Raw genomic sequence first — 15,281 nt, forward strand, 5'->3', positions numbered from 1 at the left:
GCGCCCCCCTTCGACGTACCGGAGGAACTCAGACCTTCTTGGCCGACTCGGCCTCGCCCCGCGCCGCCTCCACGGACTCCTCGGGCTCCTCGGATTCCGCGGGCTCCACGGACTCCGTGGACTGCGCGGGTTCGTCGGACTCGGTGTCCGTCTTCGCGTCGGGCTTCTTGCCGTCGAGCTTCTTGCCGTCGGACTTCTTGTCGGTCGTCTCGGCGGCCTCGTCGTCAGCCTTGCTGTCGGCCTTGGTGTCGGACTTGGTGTCAGACTTCTTGTCGAGGGCGACGGCATCCCCGTCGGGGGTGTCCCCGTCCGGCTCCACGACCTCCTCGCGTCCCGGCCGCAGCCGCGCCGACACCACGATGTAGATCACCGCGAGGAGGAAGACCACCATCGCGGTCCAGTCGTTGAGACGCAGACCCAGGATGTGGTGGGCGTCGTCGACGCGCATGTACTCGATCCAGCCGCGGCCGACGCAGTACGCGGCGACGTACAGCGCGAACGCCCGTCCGTGACCCAGCGTGAAGCGGCGGTCCGCCCAGATGACGAGGAAACCGACGCCGATGCACCACAGGGACTCGTACAGGAACGTCGGGTGGTAGTACCCCGGCACGCGTCCGTCCGTGGAGGACGTGATGTGCAGCGCCCACGGCACGTCCGTCGCCTTGCCGTACAGCTCCTGGTTGAACCAGTTGCCCCAGCGCCCGATGGCCTGGGCGAAGACGATGCCGGGGGCGAGGGCGTCGGCCCAGGCGGGGAGCGGGATGCCGCGTCGGCGGCAGCCGATCCACGCGCCCACCGCACCTAGCGCGATCGCGCCCCAGATGCCGAGGCCGCCCTGCCACACCTTGAAGGCGTCCACCCAGTCACGGCCGTCGCTGAAGTACAGCTCGTAGTCCGTGATCACGTGGTAGAGCCGGCCGCCGACAAGGCCGAACGGGACGGCCCACACCGCGATGTCGGCCACCGTGCCGGGCCGCCCACCCCGGGCGATCCAGCGTTTGTTGCCGAGCCAGACGGCTACGAAGACGCCGATGATGATGCAGAACGCGTAGCCGCGCAGCGGGATGGGGCCGAGGTGCACCACACCGTGCGACGGGCTGGGAATGTAGGCGATATCCATGGCAGGGTCGACGCTACCCTGCCGGACCGGACCCACGGCAAGCACCCCGGCTACGGGTCCATAACAGGGGCCCTGACAGAGGCCCTGACACGGGCCGTGACAAGGACCGTGACAGAAGGCACAACTCGGGTCAGGACGTGAGCAACGACATGAGTCGCCCCCGGCCCGTGTCCGGGCCGGGGGCGCAGGGCCGACGCGGGGCTCAGGCCTTGTTCTCCGCCTCCACCATCTGCTTGAGCTTCGCGGGGGTCATCGTCTGGTCCTCGTAGATGTTCTTGCCGCCCAGCAGCACGGTCGGCGTGCCCCGGAATCCGCTGCTCTGGAAGGCCGCGTTCGACTTCACGACCCAGCTGTTGTGCGTGCCGTCCTTGACGCACTTCTGGAAGGCGGGGGTGTCCAGGCCGTCGACCTTGCCCGCCAGCTCGATGAGCTTGCTGTCGCTGGAGAAGTCGTCGGTGGTCTCACTGGGCTGGTTCTCGTAGAGCACGTCGTGGTACGCCGTGAACTTTCCGGCGTCCTGGGCGCAGGCCGCGGCGTTGGCCGCGTGCCGGGAGCCGCTGCCTCCCCTGCCGTCGTCGATGAGCGTGACCAGGTGGTACTCGACCCTGAGCTTTCCGGCGTCCACCAGCTCGTGGATCGTCGGGCGGTACACCGTCTCGAAGGCCTGGCAGGCCGGGCAGCGGAAGTCCTCCCAGACCGTGAGGGTCGACTTGGCGCCGTCCTTGCCGACGGGGATCGCGAGGCCGTTCTTGCCGGTCGCACCCGAGGGCGACACGGCCGGGCCCGACGCGGCGCTCTTCTTGTCCTTGCCCGAGTTGGCGGCCAGGACGCCCACCACCGCGGCAAGGGCCAGGACGCACACCACCGACGCGCCCACGATCAGCGCCCGGCGGCGCTTGTCCGCGGACTTCTGCTTCTCTCGCTCGACCGCCATCCGCTCGCGGGCGGTGCGCTTTCCGTCACGGTTCTTCTCGCTCACAACCGGCAGAACGAACCGGGGAGGCGCAGCGCGCCTCCCCGGTCCCAGGTCCACCCGTTCGAGTGAGCGGATTGTCCGTTACGTACGCAACAGGACGCGTACGCGGCGGAAGGTGTCTCAGGCCGTGCCGCGCACGCCCTTCGCCAGATCGCCCGCGAGGGCGCGGACCGCGTCGAGGCCCGCGGCCTCGTCCGGCGCGTCCAGCATCCGCTTGACGAAGGCCGAGCCGACGATCACACCGTCGGCGAAGCCGGCCACCTCGGCCGCCTGGGTGGCGTTGGAGACCCCGAGGCCGACGCAGACCGGCAGCTCGGTGGTGGCCTTGGTGCGCCGCACCAGGTCCTGGGCCTGGGCGCCCACGGACTCCCGCGTGCCCGTGACGCCCATCAGCGAGGCCGCGTACACGAAGCCGCTGCCGGCCGCGGTGATCTCCGCGAGCCGGGCGTCCTTGCTGCTGGGCGCGACGACGAAAACGGTCGCGAGGCCGTGCTTCTGCGCGTGCTCCGTCCACAGCGCCGACTCCTGGACGGGCAGGTCGGGCAGGATGCAGCCCGCGCCGCCCGCCTCCGCCAGTTCGGCGGTGAAGCGCTCGACGCCGTAGCGGTCGATGGGGTTCCAGTACGTCATGACGAGCACCGGCTTCCCGGTGGCCCCGTGCGCCTCACGGACCGTGCGCATGACGTCGGCGATCTTGACGCCGCCCTTGAGGGCGATGTCGTCGGCGGTCTGGATGACGGGACCGTCGAGGACGGGGTCGCTGTGCGGCAGACCGACCTCGACGATGTCCGCGCCGCCCTCGAAGACGGCCTTGACGGCCGCGATCCCGCCGTCGACCGTCGGGAACCCGGCCGGCAGGTACGCGATGAGCGCGGAGCGCCCCTCCGCCTTCGCGGCGGCGAGGGTGTCGCTCAACAGCTGGATGTTGCCGCTCACTTGGCGTCCCCCTCGATCTCGGCGGTGTCACTGTCGGCGTCCGGTTCGACGACGGCGTCGGCGGCGGTGTCGTACAGACCGAAGTAGCGGGCGGCCGTGTCCATGTCCTTGTCGCCGCGCCCGGACAGGTTGACGATGATCAGCCCGTCCTTGCCCAGCTCCTTGCCGACCTCCAGGGCCCCGGCGAGCGCGTGGGCGCTCTCGATCGCCGGGATGATGCCCTCGGTGCGGGAGAGCAGGCGCAGGGCCTGCATGGCCGCGTCGTCGGTGACCGCGCGGTACTCGCCGCGGCCGCTGTCCTTGAGGTAGGAGTGCTCGGGTCCGATGCCCGGGTAGTCGAGGCCCGCCGAGATGGAGTAGGGCTCGGTGATCTGCCCTTCCTCGTCCTGGAGGACGTACGACCGCGACCCGTGCAGGATGCCGGGTTCACCGGCGGTCAGGGTCGCGGCGTGCTCCCCGGTCTCCACGCCGTGCCCGGCGGGCTCGCAGCCGATGAGGCGTACGTCCGCGTCCGGGATGAAGGCGTGGAAGAGGCCGATGGCGTTGGAGCCGCCGCCGACACAGGCGATGGCCGCGTCGGGAAGCCGTCCGGCGCGCTCCAGGATCTGCCGCCGGGCCTCGACGCCGATGACACGGTGGAAGTCGCGGACCATGGCGGGGAAGGGGTGCGGACCCGCGACGGTCCCGAAGAGGTAGTGCGTGTGGTCGACGTTGGCGACCCAGTCCCGGAAGGCCTCGTTGATGGCGTCCTTGAGGGTGCGGGAGCCGGACTTCACGGCGATGACCTCGGCGCCGAGCATGCGCATGCGGGCCACGTTGAGCGCCTGCCGCTGGGTGTCGATCTCACCCATGTAGATCGTGCACTCGAGGCCGAAGAGCGCGCAGGCGGTGGCGGTGGCCACGCCGTGCTGACCGGCGCCGGTCTCGGCGATGACGCGGGTCTTGCCCATCCGCTTGGTGAGGAGTGCCTGACCGAGCACGTTGTTGATCTTGTGGGACCCGGTGTGGTTGAGGTCCTCGCGCTTGAGGAAGACGCGCGCGCCACCGGCGTGTTCGGCGAAGCGGGACACCTCGGTGAGTGAGCTCGGGCGCCCGGTGTAGTGGACGAGCAGGTCGTCGAGCTCGCGGGCGAACTCGGGGTCCGCCTTCGCCTTGTCGTACTCGACGGCGACCTCGTCCACGGCGGCGACCAGCGCCTCCGGGATGAACTTGCCGCCGAACGCGCCGAAGTACCCCTCGGCGGTGGGAATTTGACCCTCGGGGTCGGGAATGAAGAACTCGCTGGGCATGCGGATACCTCGCAGGGGCGACAGCCCCGGTTACAGGTCGGACAGGGGTCACGTCGGTCGCGCACGCACAGGTCGCCCGGACGACACCGTTCACTTTCCGCCCGAACGAGCCGGGGCGTACGGAAAGCGGCGGCCGGGAAGCCCCCGGCCGAGCCGGGGAGCCGTCAGCTCACCGCGGGGTGCGGCGGGCCCGGAACGGCGCCTGATACGCGTGCGCCGGCGGGCCATCGCATGCCGTTGACCTGGCCCGGTTCGTCGCCGATGACATACCGCACGCGGCGCCCGTGGACGCGGCGGGCCGGTGCCCGGCAGCCGCGCGGCCGACAGCCGCGGGCGAGGCGGGCGTAGGGATCGCGCGCCCCGGCCGCAGCCGCCCGCACGCACGCCACTCCCCCGTCGAGGCGTGGGCCCGGACGGGTGACGGCGGTGGCGTGGGGCGCGCTGTGCACCGGGGTGTCAGCTCCGTCCGTGGCGCAGCGCGGGGTGGGCCCCGGCCGCGACGAGGTCGGCGACCGCCGTCTTCGGGTCGCGGCCGGTGACGAGGGACTCGCCCACCAGGACCGCGTCGGCGCCGGCGTTGGCGTACGCGATGAGGTCGTGCGGTCCGCGGACGCCGGACTCGGCGACCTTCACGAGGCCGGACGGGATCTCGGGAGCGATCCGCTCGAAGGTGGTGCGGTCCACCTTCAGGGTCTTGAGGTTGCGCGCGTTGACGCCGATGACCTTCGCCCCGGCGTCCACCGCCCGCTCGACCTCGTCCTCGTCGTGCACCTCGACGAGCGGCGTGAGCCCGATGGACTCGGCGCGCTCGATGAGGGACTCCAGGGCGGCCTGGTCGAGGGCGGCGACGATCAGCAGCGCGAGGTCGGCGCCGTACGCGCGGGCCTCCCACAGCTGGTACGACGTGACGATGAAGTCCTTGCGGAGCACGGGGATGTCGACCCGGGCGCGGACGGCCTCCAGGTCGGCCAGCGAGCCGCCGAAGCGGCGCTGCTCGGTCAGGACCGAGATGACGGCCGCGCCGCCCGCCTCGTAGTCCGCGGCCAGGGCCGCGGGGTCGGCGATCGCGGCGAGCGCACCCTTGGACGGGCTGGAGCGCTTGACCTCACAGATGACCTTGACGCCGTCGCCGCGCAGGGCGGCCAAGCCGTCCTTGGCCGCGGGAGCCTTCGCCGCGCGCTCCTTGAGCTCGTCGAGGCTGACGCGCGCCTGCCGCTCCGCGAGGTCGGCACGGACTCCGTCGATGATCTCGTCGAGCACACTCACGCGAGCGGCCCCCTTCCCTGACGGTGAACGGTTGAGCCTGTCGACCCCAGGCCGTCGTCCCGACGGCCGTGATGGGTCACTACCGATGGTATCCGGAGGAAGGGCTAGGCTTCACATCCGGTTGACGCCGGTCCCACTACCTGGACGTTTGCCATTTGATCAAGGGTGCAGCCAGCCGCCGAAGGGCAGGTTCCGGACAAGGGTGAAGACCAGGAGCAACACGCCCACGCTCCACAGGTGCACGGGCCCCAGGTCGATCCGCAGCGGCCGTCCGCGGGCCGAGCGGACCGCCCAGACGATCCACACCACCGCGAAGACGAAGTAGCCCGCGAAGGCGAGCGCGTTGTCCGTGAGCGCCGCCGCGAAGTCCCCGTGCACGAAGGCGTGCGCGCCGCGTAGACCGCCGCAGCCGGGGCAATACAGGCCCGTGTAGCGCAGCAGCGGGCAGACGGGGTAGTGCCCGGGCTGGTTGGGGTCCACGGCCCCGACGTACGCGAAGGCGCCGGCGACGGCCGCGAGCGTCCCCGCGGGGACGGCGAGCCGCCGCGGCACGACCCACTCGGCAGGTCGGGGCCGCGTCACCCTCCGGGTCTCGGCGTTCACCCGTCGCATTCTGCCCGTCCCGGGCGTGGCGTGCTCGTCGCGGGCGCGGCGCGCCCGGGGCGGACACGCGAGAGGCGGCCCCGGCGGGAGTGCCGGGACCGCCTCTCGAGAAGCCCTGGGGGTCAGCTCTCGGCGCCGACGGCCTCGCGGACCGGGTGCGCGACGGCCGGGGCCGCGGTCCTCTTCGGCTGGCCGAGGCCCGCCGCGCGCATGGCCATGCCGACGACTCCGCCGAGGACGACGATGACCATGCCGGCCCAGAAGCCCAGCGGGTTGGCCATCACCATGAAGGCACCCGCGACGCAGAAACCGATGAAGGCGATGATGACACCGGTCCAGGCGGCCGGGGTGTGACCGTGGCTGCTGCCCGCCATGACTTGCTCCTCGTTGCTGATTACGTGTGTGAGTCGGACGCTCATCGTCCATTCTCCCGTACGCACGCCTGCGGCGGGAGCGCGGGGTGGCGACTGCCACGTCACATTCTGCACGTCACAACCGATGTCCCGGGCCGTAGGGCCCGGGCCGGTCTGCCCGATTGCGGCCCTGGGTCCCGGCCGATTCGGGACCTAGGTCCCGGCGGGGTCCGGTCCCGTCGGGTCCTCGCCCCGGTCGAGCGCCTTCCAGATGTCCTCGGGCCGGTCGGGGTCGACCGGCTTGGCCTTGCGCGGCCGGGGCGTCCCGTCGCGCTCGTAGCGGCCGGACATCGCGGGCCACAGCCGTCCGTAGCGCAGCGCGAGCAGCCCCGCGAGGAGGATGAGCGCGCCGCCCGCCGCTGCCGCGTAGGGCCAGGCGGTGTGGCTGAGGGCGCTCGCGGTGGCGGCGGTGTCGCCGGAGGCGGCCGCGGCCTTCTCGTCGAGGGCGGAGCTGTCGCTCGCGCCGAGCACCGCCGCCACGACCGTGCCCGCGCCGGAGAGCGCGAGCAGGGCGGAGACGAGGAAGCGCCCGGAGCTGCGGACGGCGAAGACGGCGACGAGTGCGGCGAGGCCCACTATGGCGAGCGCCGCGGGTACGCCCGTGACGTCGCTGCCCTTGGCGGTCAGCGGGAAGGCGCCGCCGGCCACCGTCGCGGTGCCCTCCGACCAGCTCTGCCGGGTGGAGAGCAGCGCCACGGCCGCGCCGAGGGCGCCGCTGAGCAGGGCGACGGCGAGGCTGCGGCGGCCGGACCGGGCGGGTCCGGCCGCTTCCGAGCGAAGGTGCGGTACAGCAGTCATGTACTCCACTATCGCGTCAACCGCTCGTTGTCGAGACACCGGGCTTGCACAACGGGCGCCATTGGGCATGACGAGACGTTTGCGTCCAGCTCCACAGCCGTGGAGCAGGGGTGATTGACTGCACCCCGCGCCTACGTGGTCAACGTCCCGTACGAAACCGGGTCCACCGGCATGCCGGAGTTGTGCCTTCAAGGACTCCCACGTGGGACTATGAACTTAGCGTAATCGCCCGGTTACCAACAAGCCCCGCAGGTCATCCGGCCAGCCGGTTGGCCGTGTGCACCGCGCGCAGGACCGCGGCGGCCTTGTTGCGGCACTCGTCGTCCTCGGCGACGGGGTCCGAGTCGGCGACGATGCCGGCGCCCGCCTGGACGTACGCGGTGCCGTCGCGCAGCAGGGCCGTACGGATGGCGATGGCGGTGTCGGAGTCGCCTGCGAAGTCGAGGTAGCCGACGCAGCCGCCGTACAGGCCCCGCCGGGACGGTTCGAGTTCGTCGATGATCTGCATCGCGCGCGGCTTGGGGGCGCCGGAGAGGGTGCCGGCCGGGAAGCAGGCGGTGAGCACGTCGAAGGCCGTACGGCCCGCCGCGACGCGTCCGGTCACGGTGGACACGATGTGCATCACGTGCGAGTAGCGCTCGATGGACATGAAGTCGACGACCTCGACGGAGCCTGGCTCGCAGACCCGCCCCAGGTCGTTGCGCCCCAGGTCGACGAGCATCAGGTGCTCGGCGCGCTCCTTGGGGTCGGCGATCAGCTCGTCGGCGAGGGCCTGGTCCTCCTGGACGGTGGCGCCGCGCGGCCGGGTGCCCGCGATGGGGTGCACCATCGCCTGCCCGTCCTCGACCTTGACCAGGGCCTCGGGAGACGAGCCGACGACGTCGAAGCCGTCGAAGCGGAAGAGGTACATGTACGGGGAGGGATTGGTCGCCCTCAGTACGCGATAGACGTCCAACGCGCTTGCCGTGCACGGCGTTTCGAAGCGCTGGGAGGGGACGACCTGGAAGGCCTCGCCCGCCCGGATGCGCTCCTTGATGTCCTCGACGGCGTCCTGGAAGTCCGGGCCGCCCCACAGGGCGGTGTACTCGGGCAGCTCGGAGGGCGGGAGCGCGGCGGGCGGCTGGGAGACCGCGCGGGAGAGGTCGGCCTCCATGGCGTCGAGGCGGGCGACCGCGTCCGCGTAGGCCTCGTCGACGCCCGTGTCGAGGTCGTTGTGGTTGATCGCGTTGGCGATCAGCTGGACCGAGCCGTCCCAGTGGTCCATGACGGCGAGGTCGCTGGTGAGCAGCATGGTCAGCTCGGGGAGCTTCAGATCGTCCCGCTCGCCGGGGCCGATCTTCTCCAGGCGGCGCACGATGTCGTAGCCGAGGTAGCCGACCATGCCGCCGGTGAACGGGGGCAGGCCCTCTCCGTGCGGGGTGTGCAGGGCCTCGATGGTGGCGCGCAGGGCGGCCAGCGGGTCCCCGTCGACGGGGACGCCGACGGGCGGGGTGCCGAGCCAGTGGGCCTGGCCGTCGCGCTCGGTCAGGGTGGCTTGGCTGCGGACGCCGATGAAGGAGTACCTGGACCAGGATCGGCCGTTCTCGGCGGATTCCAGGAGGAAGGTGCCGGGGCGCTCGGCGGCCAGCTTGCGGTAGAGCGCGACCGGCGTGTCGCCGTCGGCGAGGAGCTTGCGGCTGACGGGGATGACACGGCGGTCGGTGGCCAGCTTGCGGAACGTCTCGAGGTCCATGGCGGCTGACCTTACTGATCCAGTGACGGTACGCCGGAATCGGCGCCCTGGGTGTCCACGGGGGCCGCCTCCTTGAGGAGCACGTCCTCGTCGAAGCACGTACGGGCGCCCGTGTGGCAGGCGGCGCCCACCTGGTCGACCTGGACCAGGATCGTGTCGGCGTCGCAGTCCAGGGCCACGGACTTCACCCACTGGAAGTGGCCGGAGGTGTCGCCCTTCACCCAGTACTCCCGGCGGCTGCGCGACCAGTACGTGCAGCGGCCCGTGGTGAGCGTGCGGTGCAGCGCCTCGTCGTCCATCCAGCCGAGCATCAGCACCTCACCGGTGTCGTACTGCTGGGCGATGGCGGGGACGAGTCCGTCGGCGCTGCGCTTGAGGCGCGCGGCGATCTCGGGATCCAGGCCGCTGGGGCTGCTGGGCGGGGGCGTGCTGGTCATGCCGACCATTGTGCCGCGCCCGTGGGACGCGCTCGCCGGTTGTCCACAGGCCGGACCGTGCGCCCCCTGAACGCCGACGTCCACTGGGCGGGCTCCTGGGGCGGTCGTAGGCTTGCTGGCATGTCGACCCATGCCAAGCGTGAACGACTTCTCCTCGCCGACCTGTTGGAGGCCGAGGGCCCGGACGCCCCGACCCTGTGCGAGGGCTGGAACACCCGTGATCTCGCCGCGCACGTGGTGGTGCGCGAGCGCCGCGCGGACGCCGCGGGCGGGCTGCTGCTCAAACAGCTCGCGCCGCGCCTGGAGCGGGTGCAGGCGGAGTTCGCCGAGAAGCCGTACGAGGAGCTGATCCAGCTGATCCGTACGGGGCCGCCACGCTTCTCGCCCTTCGCGCTGAAGCAGATCGACGAGGCGTCGAACACGGTCGAGTTCTACGTCCACACCGAGGACGTGCGGCGGGCCCAGCCGGACTGGACGCCGCGCCCGCTGGACCCGGTCTTCCAGGACGCCCTGTGGTCCCGCCTGGAGCGCACCGCCCGCCTCGCCGGCCGTGGCGCCCCGACCGGCCTGGTGCTGCGCCGCCCGGACGGCCAGACGGCGGTCGCCCACCGGGGCACCCCGGTCGTGACGGTGACCGGTGAGCCCTCGGAACTGCTGATGTTCGCCCTCGGCCGGCAGAAGACGGCCGACGTGGAGCTGGAGGGCGACAAGGACGCGATCGCGAAACTGAGCGAGACGAAGCAGCTGGGTCTCTGAGCGGGCTCACCGAACCGGGTGCGGCTGCGGACCGCCGGACCTGCCAGGGCCTGTCCGGTCCCCCTGCTCGAGCGAAGCCGAGAGCGCGGGGGAGTCGGCGACCGACGACAACGCCGCTGGGGGCACCCCCTGCTCGAAGAGCTTGGAGGAGGGCGGGCCAAGCCCCGCGTCTGCGGCATGATCCGCCGGACAGACCCTGGGGCCCCGAGCGGCCTGCTCAGCGCGGCAGCTCGGCGCGGCGCAGCGGCCGGGAGCAGAGGGCGATGATCCCGCTCAGGGCGCAGATCGCGGCGCAGGCCGTGAAGACCGGGCCGGTGCCCCACCGGTCGACGGCCCAGCCGACCACCGGGAAGGTGAGCGGCGCGACGCCGAAGCTGACCAGGGTCGAGACCGAGATGACACGACCGGCGTAGGCGGGTTCGGTCTGCGCCTGCACCAGCGCGCCGCTCAGGGCCCCGCCCAGCCCGGCCAGCAGTCCGATGCACAGGGCCACGCAGGCCCCGGCGGCGACGGACTCCACCTGCGCGAGCCCCCCGATGGCCACCGAGCTCGCGACGGCCGTCACCGCCATCACGAGTCCGGCGCGCGGCACCCACCCCCGCAGGGCGAGCAGCAGGGACGCCGCACCCGCGCCGGTCCCGAACCCGGCGAGCACCCAGCCCATCCCGGAGGACCCCCAGCCGCGCTGCTGCGAGAGCAGGGTCAGGCCGAGGTTCATCGGTCCGACGAACCCCAGGTCGGAGAGGGCGATGGCGAGCACCAACGGGCGGAGCACCGGGTGCCGGCGGATGCGCCGGAGCCCGTCCCGGAGTTCGGCCATGACCGCTCCGCGCGTCTTGTCGTCGTCGGCGGGCAACCGCCCCACCCGTATGGTCAGCAGCATCGGCAGGGACACCCCGATCAGCAGCGCGGCCAGTCCGAACGCTCCGGCGGTACCGCCGAGGGCCACGCCCAGGCCGCCGAGCGGGCCGCCGAGGACGGTGGCGAGCCGGGTCGCGAGGCCCCGCATGCCCTGGACCCGGGCGAGCTGGCTCCGGGGGGCCAGCAGGGCGGGGAGAGCGCCCGCGGCGGGCAGGAAGACGGCGTCCACGACCCCGAAGAGCACGGCCACCGCGCCCAGCGCCCAGAGTCCGGGGCTGGTCGCGAGGAGCAGCCCGGCGGCGGTCAGGACGAGGGCACAGCGCACCGCGCCGCTGCCGACGACCACACGACGCGGCCCGAACCGGTCGGCAACCACTCCCCCGCCGAGCATCAGCAGGGCGCGGGGCACGGCACTGGCGGCCGAGACGAGCCCGGCCTGCGCGGGTGTCCCGGCCTGGACGGCGGCCCAGGACAGGGCGATGTAGTAGACGTTGTCGCCGATCGCCGACGAGGTGTACGCGCCGAGCCAGCGCAGCACGTTGGGGTCGCGGTGGGCGGGCCGTTCGGCGGCCGCGCCCGACCGCACTGCGGTGACGCTCATGGGGTGTGTCCTCTCAGACCCGGCTCAGATTCGGCTCAGACCCGGACCGGGACCTGGACCAGACCCGGCTCGGACGCGGCTCAGACGCGGAACGGGAAGGCGTACGTGTGCACCGCGACGTTCTCGCGGCCTTCGGTGTCACCGGCCTCCTCGGCGGCCCGGCCCCGCTCCGTGTAGGCCTTGAACAGGGCCTGCATGTCCGCGACCAGCTCGGACAGCTCACCGGCCGTCAGCCGCATCGCGGACTCGGAGGACTCGGCGGCGCGGTTCCACTCGGGCGTCCAGTGAGCGCGTTCGTCGAGGTAGCGGCGGTACAGGTCGGCGCGCTGCTCGGAGAAAAGCCGACTGGCCGCGGTGTACACAGCGGCCTTCTCGGGCGCGCCGCGGAAGTCCTCGTCGCGGATGCTGACCCCGTCGGAGGCGGGCTGCCACCAGCGCTCCCGGCCGTCGGCGCTCTGTGCCGGCGCCTCCTCGATCACGCCGTGCTCGGCCAGCTTGCGCAGGTGGTAGCTGACCAGTGAGACGGCCTCGTCCACCTGCTCCGCCAGCTGGGAGGCGGTGGCGACCCTGGCCACGATGAGCCCCCGGTAGAGCTTCATCCGCAACGGATGGGCCAGCGCCTTGAGCGTGCCCATGTCCGTGATCCGGCGGTTCTCCTTGCTTGCCATGTCCCCAACCGTAGATACGAAAGAAAAATTGCACAACAGATTTTGCGCAACTTATCTTTCACATCTGCCCACAAGCGAGCCCCGGCCACCCGGTGACCGGGGCTCAGCGCACGGTGTGCACGGCCGACGTCCGACGTCAGCGAACGGGTCGCCCCGCCCCCCGCAGCGCCTCCTTCACCTGGCCGATCCGCAGATCCCCGAAGTGGAAGACGGACGCGGCGAGCACCGCGTCGGCGCCCGCGGCGATGGCGGGCGGGAAGTCGGCGAGCCGGCCCGCGCCCCCGCTGGCGATGAGCGGCACGGTGACGTGCTTACGGACGGCCTCGATCATCTCGATGTCGTAGCCGTCCTTCGTGCCGTCCGCGTCCATCGAGTTGAGCAGGATCTCGCCCGCGCCCAGCTCGGCGGCCTGGTGGGCCCACTCGACCGCGTCGATGCCGGTGCCCTTGCGCCCGCCGTGGGTGGTGACCTCGAAGGTCCCCCCGGGAGTGCGCCTGGCGTCCACCGACAGCACCAGCACCTGCCGTCCGAACCGCTCCGCGATCTCCCGGATGAGCTCGGGCCGGGCGATCGCGGCCGTGTTGACCCCGACCTTGTCGGCGCCCGCCCGCAGCAGCTTGTCGACGTCCTCGGCGGTGCGTACGCCGCCGCCGACGGTGAGCGGGATGAAGACCTGCTCGGCCGTGCGGCGCACCACGTCGTAGGTGGTCTCGCGGTTGCCCGAGGACGCGGTGATGTCCAGGAACGTCAGCTCGTCGGCGCCCTCGGCGTCGTACACCTTGGCCATCTCGACGGGGTCGCCCGCGTCACGCAGGTTCTGGAAGTTGACACCCTTGACGACCCGGCCGTTGTCCACGTCCAGGCAGGGGATGACTCGTACGGCCAGGGTCATGCTGCGGACACTCCGTCTTCTCCGCCGGAGCGGAACGCCTCCACCTCGACCTCGACGACCAGTCGCGAGTCCACGAAGCCGGAGACGATGATCATGGACGCGGCGGGACGGACGGTGTCGAACAGCTCCTTGTGGGCGCGTCCGACCTCCTCCACGTCCCGCGCGTGGGTGATGTACATGCGCGTACGGACGACGTCGTCACGGCCGAGGCCGAGCTGCTGCAACGCGGCGAACGCGGCGTTGAAGGAGTTGACCGCCTGTTCGTACGGGCCGCCGTCGACGATCGCTCCGTCGACCACGGAGGTGCAGCCGGCGACCAGCACCAGGCCGTTCGGCAGCTCCACCGCGCGGGAGTAGCCGAAGGCGTCCTCCCAGGGCGCGCCGGTCGTGACACGTCGTACGTCGCTCACTTGGCTACCGCCTCCAGGGCCTCTTCCAGGGTGAACGCCTTCGCGTAGAGGGCCTTGCCCACGATGGAGCCCTCGACGCCCAGCGGCACGAGCTCGGCGATGGCGCGCAGGTCGTCCAGGGAGGAGACCCCGCCCGACGCGACCACCGGGCGGTCCGTCGCGGCGCACACATTGCGCAGCAGCTCCAGGTTCGGACCCTGCAGCGTGCCGTCCTTGGCGATGTCCGTGACGACATAGCGCGCGCAGCCCTCGGCGTTGAGGCGCTCCAGCGTCTCGTAGAGGTCGCCGCCGTCGCGGGTCCAGCCGCGGCCGCGCAGCGTCGTGCCGCGTACGTCGAGACCGACCGCGATCTTGTCGCCGTGCTCGGCGATGACCTTGGCGACCCACTCGGGGGTCTCCAGGGCGGCGGTGCCGAGGTTGACCCGGGTGCAGCCGGTGGCGAGGGCCGCGGCGAGCGTGTCGTCGTCGCGGATGCCGCCGGACAGCTCGACCTTGATGTCCATGGCGCCGGCGACCTCGGCGATCAGCTTGCGGTTGTCGCCGGTGCCGAACGCGGCGTCCAGGTCGACGAGGTGCAGCCACTCGGCGCCCGAGCTCTGCCAGGCGAGGGCGGCCTCGAGGGGGGAGCCGTAAGAAGTTTCCGTCCCCGACTCGCCGTGCACGAGACGGACGGCCTGGCCGTCGCGGACGTCGACGGCGGGGAGGAGTTCGAGCTTGCTCACAGTGTTCCGATCCAGTTGGTGAGGAGCTGGGCTCCGGCGTCGCCGGACTTCTCGGGGTGGAACTGCGTGGCCCACAGGGGGCCGTTCTCGACGGCCGCCACGAAGGGCTTGCCATGCGTCGACCAGGTCACCAGGGGGGCGCGCAGCGCCGGGTTGCCGACTTCCAGGGACCAGTCGTGGACGGCGTAGGAGTGCACGAAGTAGAAGCGCGCCTCGGCGTCGAGCCCCGAGAAGAGCCGGGAGCCGGCCGGGGCCTCGACCGTGTTCCAGCCCATGTGGGGCACGATGTCGGCCTGGAGCGGCTCGACCGTGCCGGGCCACTCGTCGAGGCCCTCGGTCTCCACGCCGTGCTCGATGCCGCGCGCGAAGAGGATCTGCATACCGACGCAGATGCCCATCACCGGGCGGCCACCGGACAGCCGGCGGCCGATGATCCACTCGCCGCGGGCGTCCTTGAGGCCCTTCATGCAGGCGGCGAAGGCGCCGACGCCGGGCACCAGCAGCCCGTCCGCGTTCATGGCCTTGTCGAAGTCACGCGTGATCTCGACCTCGGCGCCCGCGCGCGCGAGGGCACGCTCGGCGGAACGCACGTTCCCGAAGCCGTAATCGAAGACGACGACCTTCTTAGGAGCGGTCAATTCCACACCTCCAGCCTCATGACGCCCGCGATCAGACACATCGCGGCGCCGAAGGAGAGCAGCACGATGAGACTCGCGGGCATCTTCTGCTTGACGAAGGAGTAGACACCGCCCAGGAGGAAGAGCCCGACGACGATGAGGATGGTGTTGAGGCCTGTCATGG

At 71.8% G+C, this 15,281-nt stretch carries 19 protein-coding genes; 1 reads left to right on the forward strand and 18 read right to left on the reverse strand.

Annotated elements, in window-relative coordinates; genetic code table 11:
- Positions 1 to 28: 28 nt before the first annotated feature.
- The 11 genes from lgt to hisI all read right to left on the reverse strand — a co-directional run bounded on the left by lgt (position 29) and on the right by hisI (position 9,570).
- Positions 29 to 1,120 carry a prolipoprotein diacylglyceryl transferase gene (lgt, locus tag OG798_RS17220; protein WP_095855192.1) on the reverse strand — a complete coding sequence of 364 codons (1,092 nt, stop codon included), beginning with the start codon at positions 1,118 to 1,120 and terminating at the stop codon, positions 29 to 31.
- A gap of 202 nt (positions 1,121 to 1,322) precedes the next feature.
- The gene (locus OG798_RS17225) at positions 1,323 to 2,099 is read right to left on the reverse strand and encodes a DsbA family protein (RefSeq protein WP_328757284.1); all 777 of its coding nucleotides are present in this window, start codon (positions 2,097 to 2,099) and stop codon (positions 1,323 to 1,325) included.
- Positions 2,100 to 2,216: 117 nt separating this feature from the next.
- Positions 2,217 to 3,032 carry a tryptophan synthase subunit alpha gene (trpA, locus tag OG798_RS17230; RefSeq protein ID WP_095855190.1) on the reverse strand — a complete coding sequence of 272 codons (816 nt, stop codon included), beginning with the start codon at positions 3,030 to 3,032 and terminating at the stop codon, positions 2,217 to 2,219.
- Positions 3,029 to 4,321, reverse strand: coding sequence for a tryptophan synthase subunit beta (trpB, locus tag OG798_RS17235; RefSeq protein ID WP_095855189.1), 1,293 nt, complete (start codon positions 4,319 to 4,321; stop codon positions 3,029 to 3,031). Before trpB ends, trpA begins: the two co-directional genes overlap by 4 nt.
- A 164-nt stretch (positions 4,322 to 4,485) precedes the next feature.
- Positions 4,486 to 4,710, reverse strand: a complete 225-nt coding sequence (gene trpM, locus OG798_RS17240; RefSeq protein WP_256257959.1) for a tryptophan biosynthesis modulator TrpM — start codon at positions 4,708 to 4,710, stop codon at positions 4,486 to 4,488.
- Positions 4,711 to 4,777: 67 nt separating this feature from the next.
- Positions 4,778 to 5,587: an indole-3-glycerol phosphate synthase TrpC gene (gene trpC / locus OG798_RS17245; protein WP_095855188.1), complete on the reverse strand. Its 810-nt coding sequence runs from the start codon at positions 5,585 to 5,587 to the stop codon at positions 4,778 to 4,780.
- Between the two features lie 159 nt (positions 5,588 to 5,746).
- Positions 5,747 to 6,199 (reverse strand): DUF2752 domain-containing protein, encoded by a 453-nt coding sequence (locus OG798_RS17250; protein WP_121416437.1) that lies wholly within the window; start codon positions 6,197 to 6,199, stop codon positions 5,747 to 5,749.
- A 113-nt stretch (positions 6,200 to 6,312) separates the two neighbouring features.
- On the reverse strand, positions 6,313 to 6,564 hold the full coding sequence (locus OG798_RS17255) for an HGxxPAAW family protein (protein ID WP_054231454.1): 252 nt from the start codon (positions 6,562 to 6,564) through the stop codon (positions 6,313 to 6,315).
- A gap of 192 nt (positions 6,565 to 6,756) precedes the next feature.
- Positions 6,757 to 7,410, reverse strand: a complete 654-nt coding sequence (locus OG798_RS17260; RefSeq protein WP_121416435.1) for a TIGR02234 family membrane protein — start codon at positions 7,408 to 7,410, stop codon at positions 6,757 to 6,759.
- Positions 7,411 to 7,654: 244 nt separating this feature from the next.
- Entirely contained in the window at positions 7,655 to 9,133 is a 1,479-nt protein-coding gene (locus OG798_RS17265) for an anthranilate synthase component I (RefSeq protein WP_267061506.1), read from the reverse strand.
- Positions 9,134 to 9,144: 11 nt separating this feature from the next.
- A complete protein-coding gene (hisI, locus tag OG798_RS17270; RefSeq protein ID WP_054231580.1) occupies positions 9,145 to 9,570 on the reverse strand; it encodes a phosphoribosyl-AMP cyclohydrolase in 426 nt (141 codons plus the stop codon).
- 120 nt (positions 9,571 to 9,690) lie between these two features.
- On the opposite strand from hisI, the gene OG798_RS17275 reads away from it, so the two are divergent.
- Positions 9,691 to 10,326 carry a TIGR03085 family metal-binding protein gene (locus tag OG798_RS17275; RefSeq protein ID WP_060902101.1) on the forward strand — a complete coding sequence of 212 codons (636 nt, stop codon included), beginning with the start codon at positions 9,691 to 9,693 and terminating at the stop codon, positions 10,324 to 10,326.
- Positions 10,327 to 10,543: 217 nt separating this feature from the next.
- Here OG798_RS17275 and OG798_RS17280 read toward each other — a convergent pair whose 3' ends face one another.
- The 7 genes from OG798_RS17280 to OG798_RS17310 form a co-directional block, all read right to left on the reverse strand.
- A complete protein-coding gene (locus tag OG798_RS17280) occupies positions 10,544 to 11,788 on the reverse strand; it encodes an MFS transporter (protein ID WP_267061507.1) in 1,245 nt (414 codons plus the stop codon).
- Positions 11,789 to 11,868: 80 nt separating this feature from the next.
- Positions 11,869 to 12,456, reverse strand: a complete 588-nt coding sequence (locus OG798_RS17285; RefSeq protein ID WP_067363816.1) for an ArsR/SmtB family transcription factor — start codon at positions 12,454 to 12,456, stop codon at positions 11,869 to 11,871.
- 136 nt (positions 12,457 to 12,592) lie between these two features.
- Entirely contained in the window at positions 12,593 to 13,348 is a 756-nt protein-coding gene (gene hisF / locus OG798_RS17290) for an imidazole glycerol phosphate synthase subunit HisF (protein WP_054231460.1), read from the reverse strand.
- Positions 13,345 to 13,758, reverse strand: a complete 414-nt coding sequence (locus OG798_RS17295; RefSeq protein ID WP_095855183.1) for a RidA family protein — start codon at positions 13,756 to 13,758, stop codon at positions 13,345 to 13,347. Before OG798_RS17295 ends, hisF begins: the two co-directional genes overlap by 4 nt.
- Positions 13,755 to 14,480 carry a bifunctional 1-(5-phosphoribosyl)-5-((5-phosphoribosylamino)methylideneamino)imidazole-4-carboxamide isomerase/phosphoribosylanthranilate isomerase PriA gene (gene priA / locus OG798_RS17300; protein WP_067363806.1) on the reverse strand — a complete coding sequence of 242 codons (726 nt, stop codon included), beginning with the start codon at positions 14,478 to 14,480 and terminating at the stop codon, positions 13,755 to 13,757. Before priA ends, OG798_RS17295 begins: the two co-directional genes overlap by 4 nt.
- Positions 14,477 to 15,124, reverse strand: a complete 648-nt coding sequence (gene hisH / locus OG798_RS17305; RefSeq protein WP_179436604.1) for an imidazole glycerol phosphate synthase subunit HisH — start codon at positions 15,122 to 15,124, stop codon at positions 14,477 to 14,479. The genes priA and hisH overlap by 4 nt, the downstream gene beginning before the upstream one ends.
- Positions 15,115 to 15,279, reverse strand: coding sequence for a hypothetical protein (locus OG798_RS17310; protein ID WP_165854115.1), 165 nt, complete (start codon positions 15,277 to 15,279; stop codon positions 15,115 to 15,117). The genes hisH and OG798_RS17310 overlap by 10 nt, the downstream gene beginning before the upstream one ends.
- Between the last annotated feature and the right edge of the window lie 2 nt (positions 15,280 to 15,281).

Source organism: Streptomyces sp. NBC_00271, assembly GCF_036178845.1.
Taxonomy (GTDB): domain Bacteria; phylum Actinomycetota; class Actinomycetes; order Streptomycetales; family Streptomycetaceae; genus Streptomyces.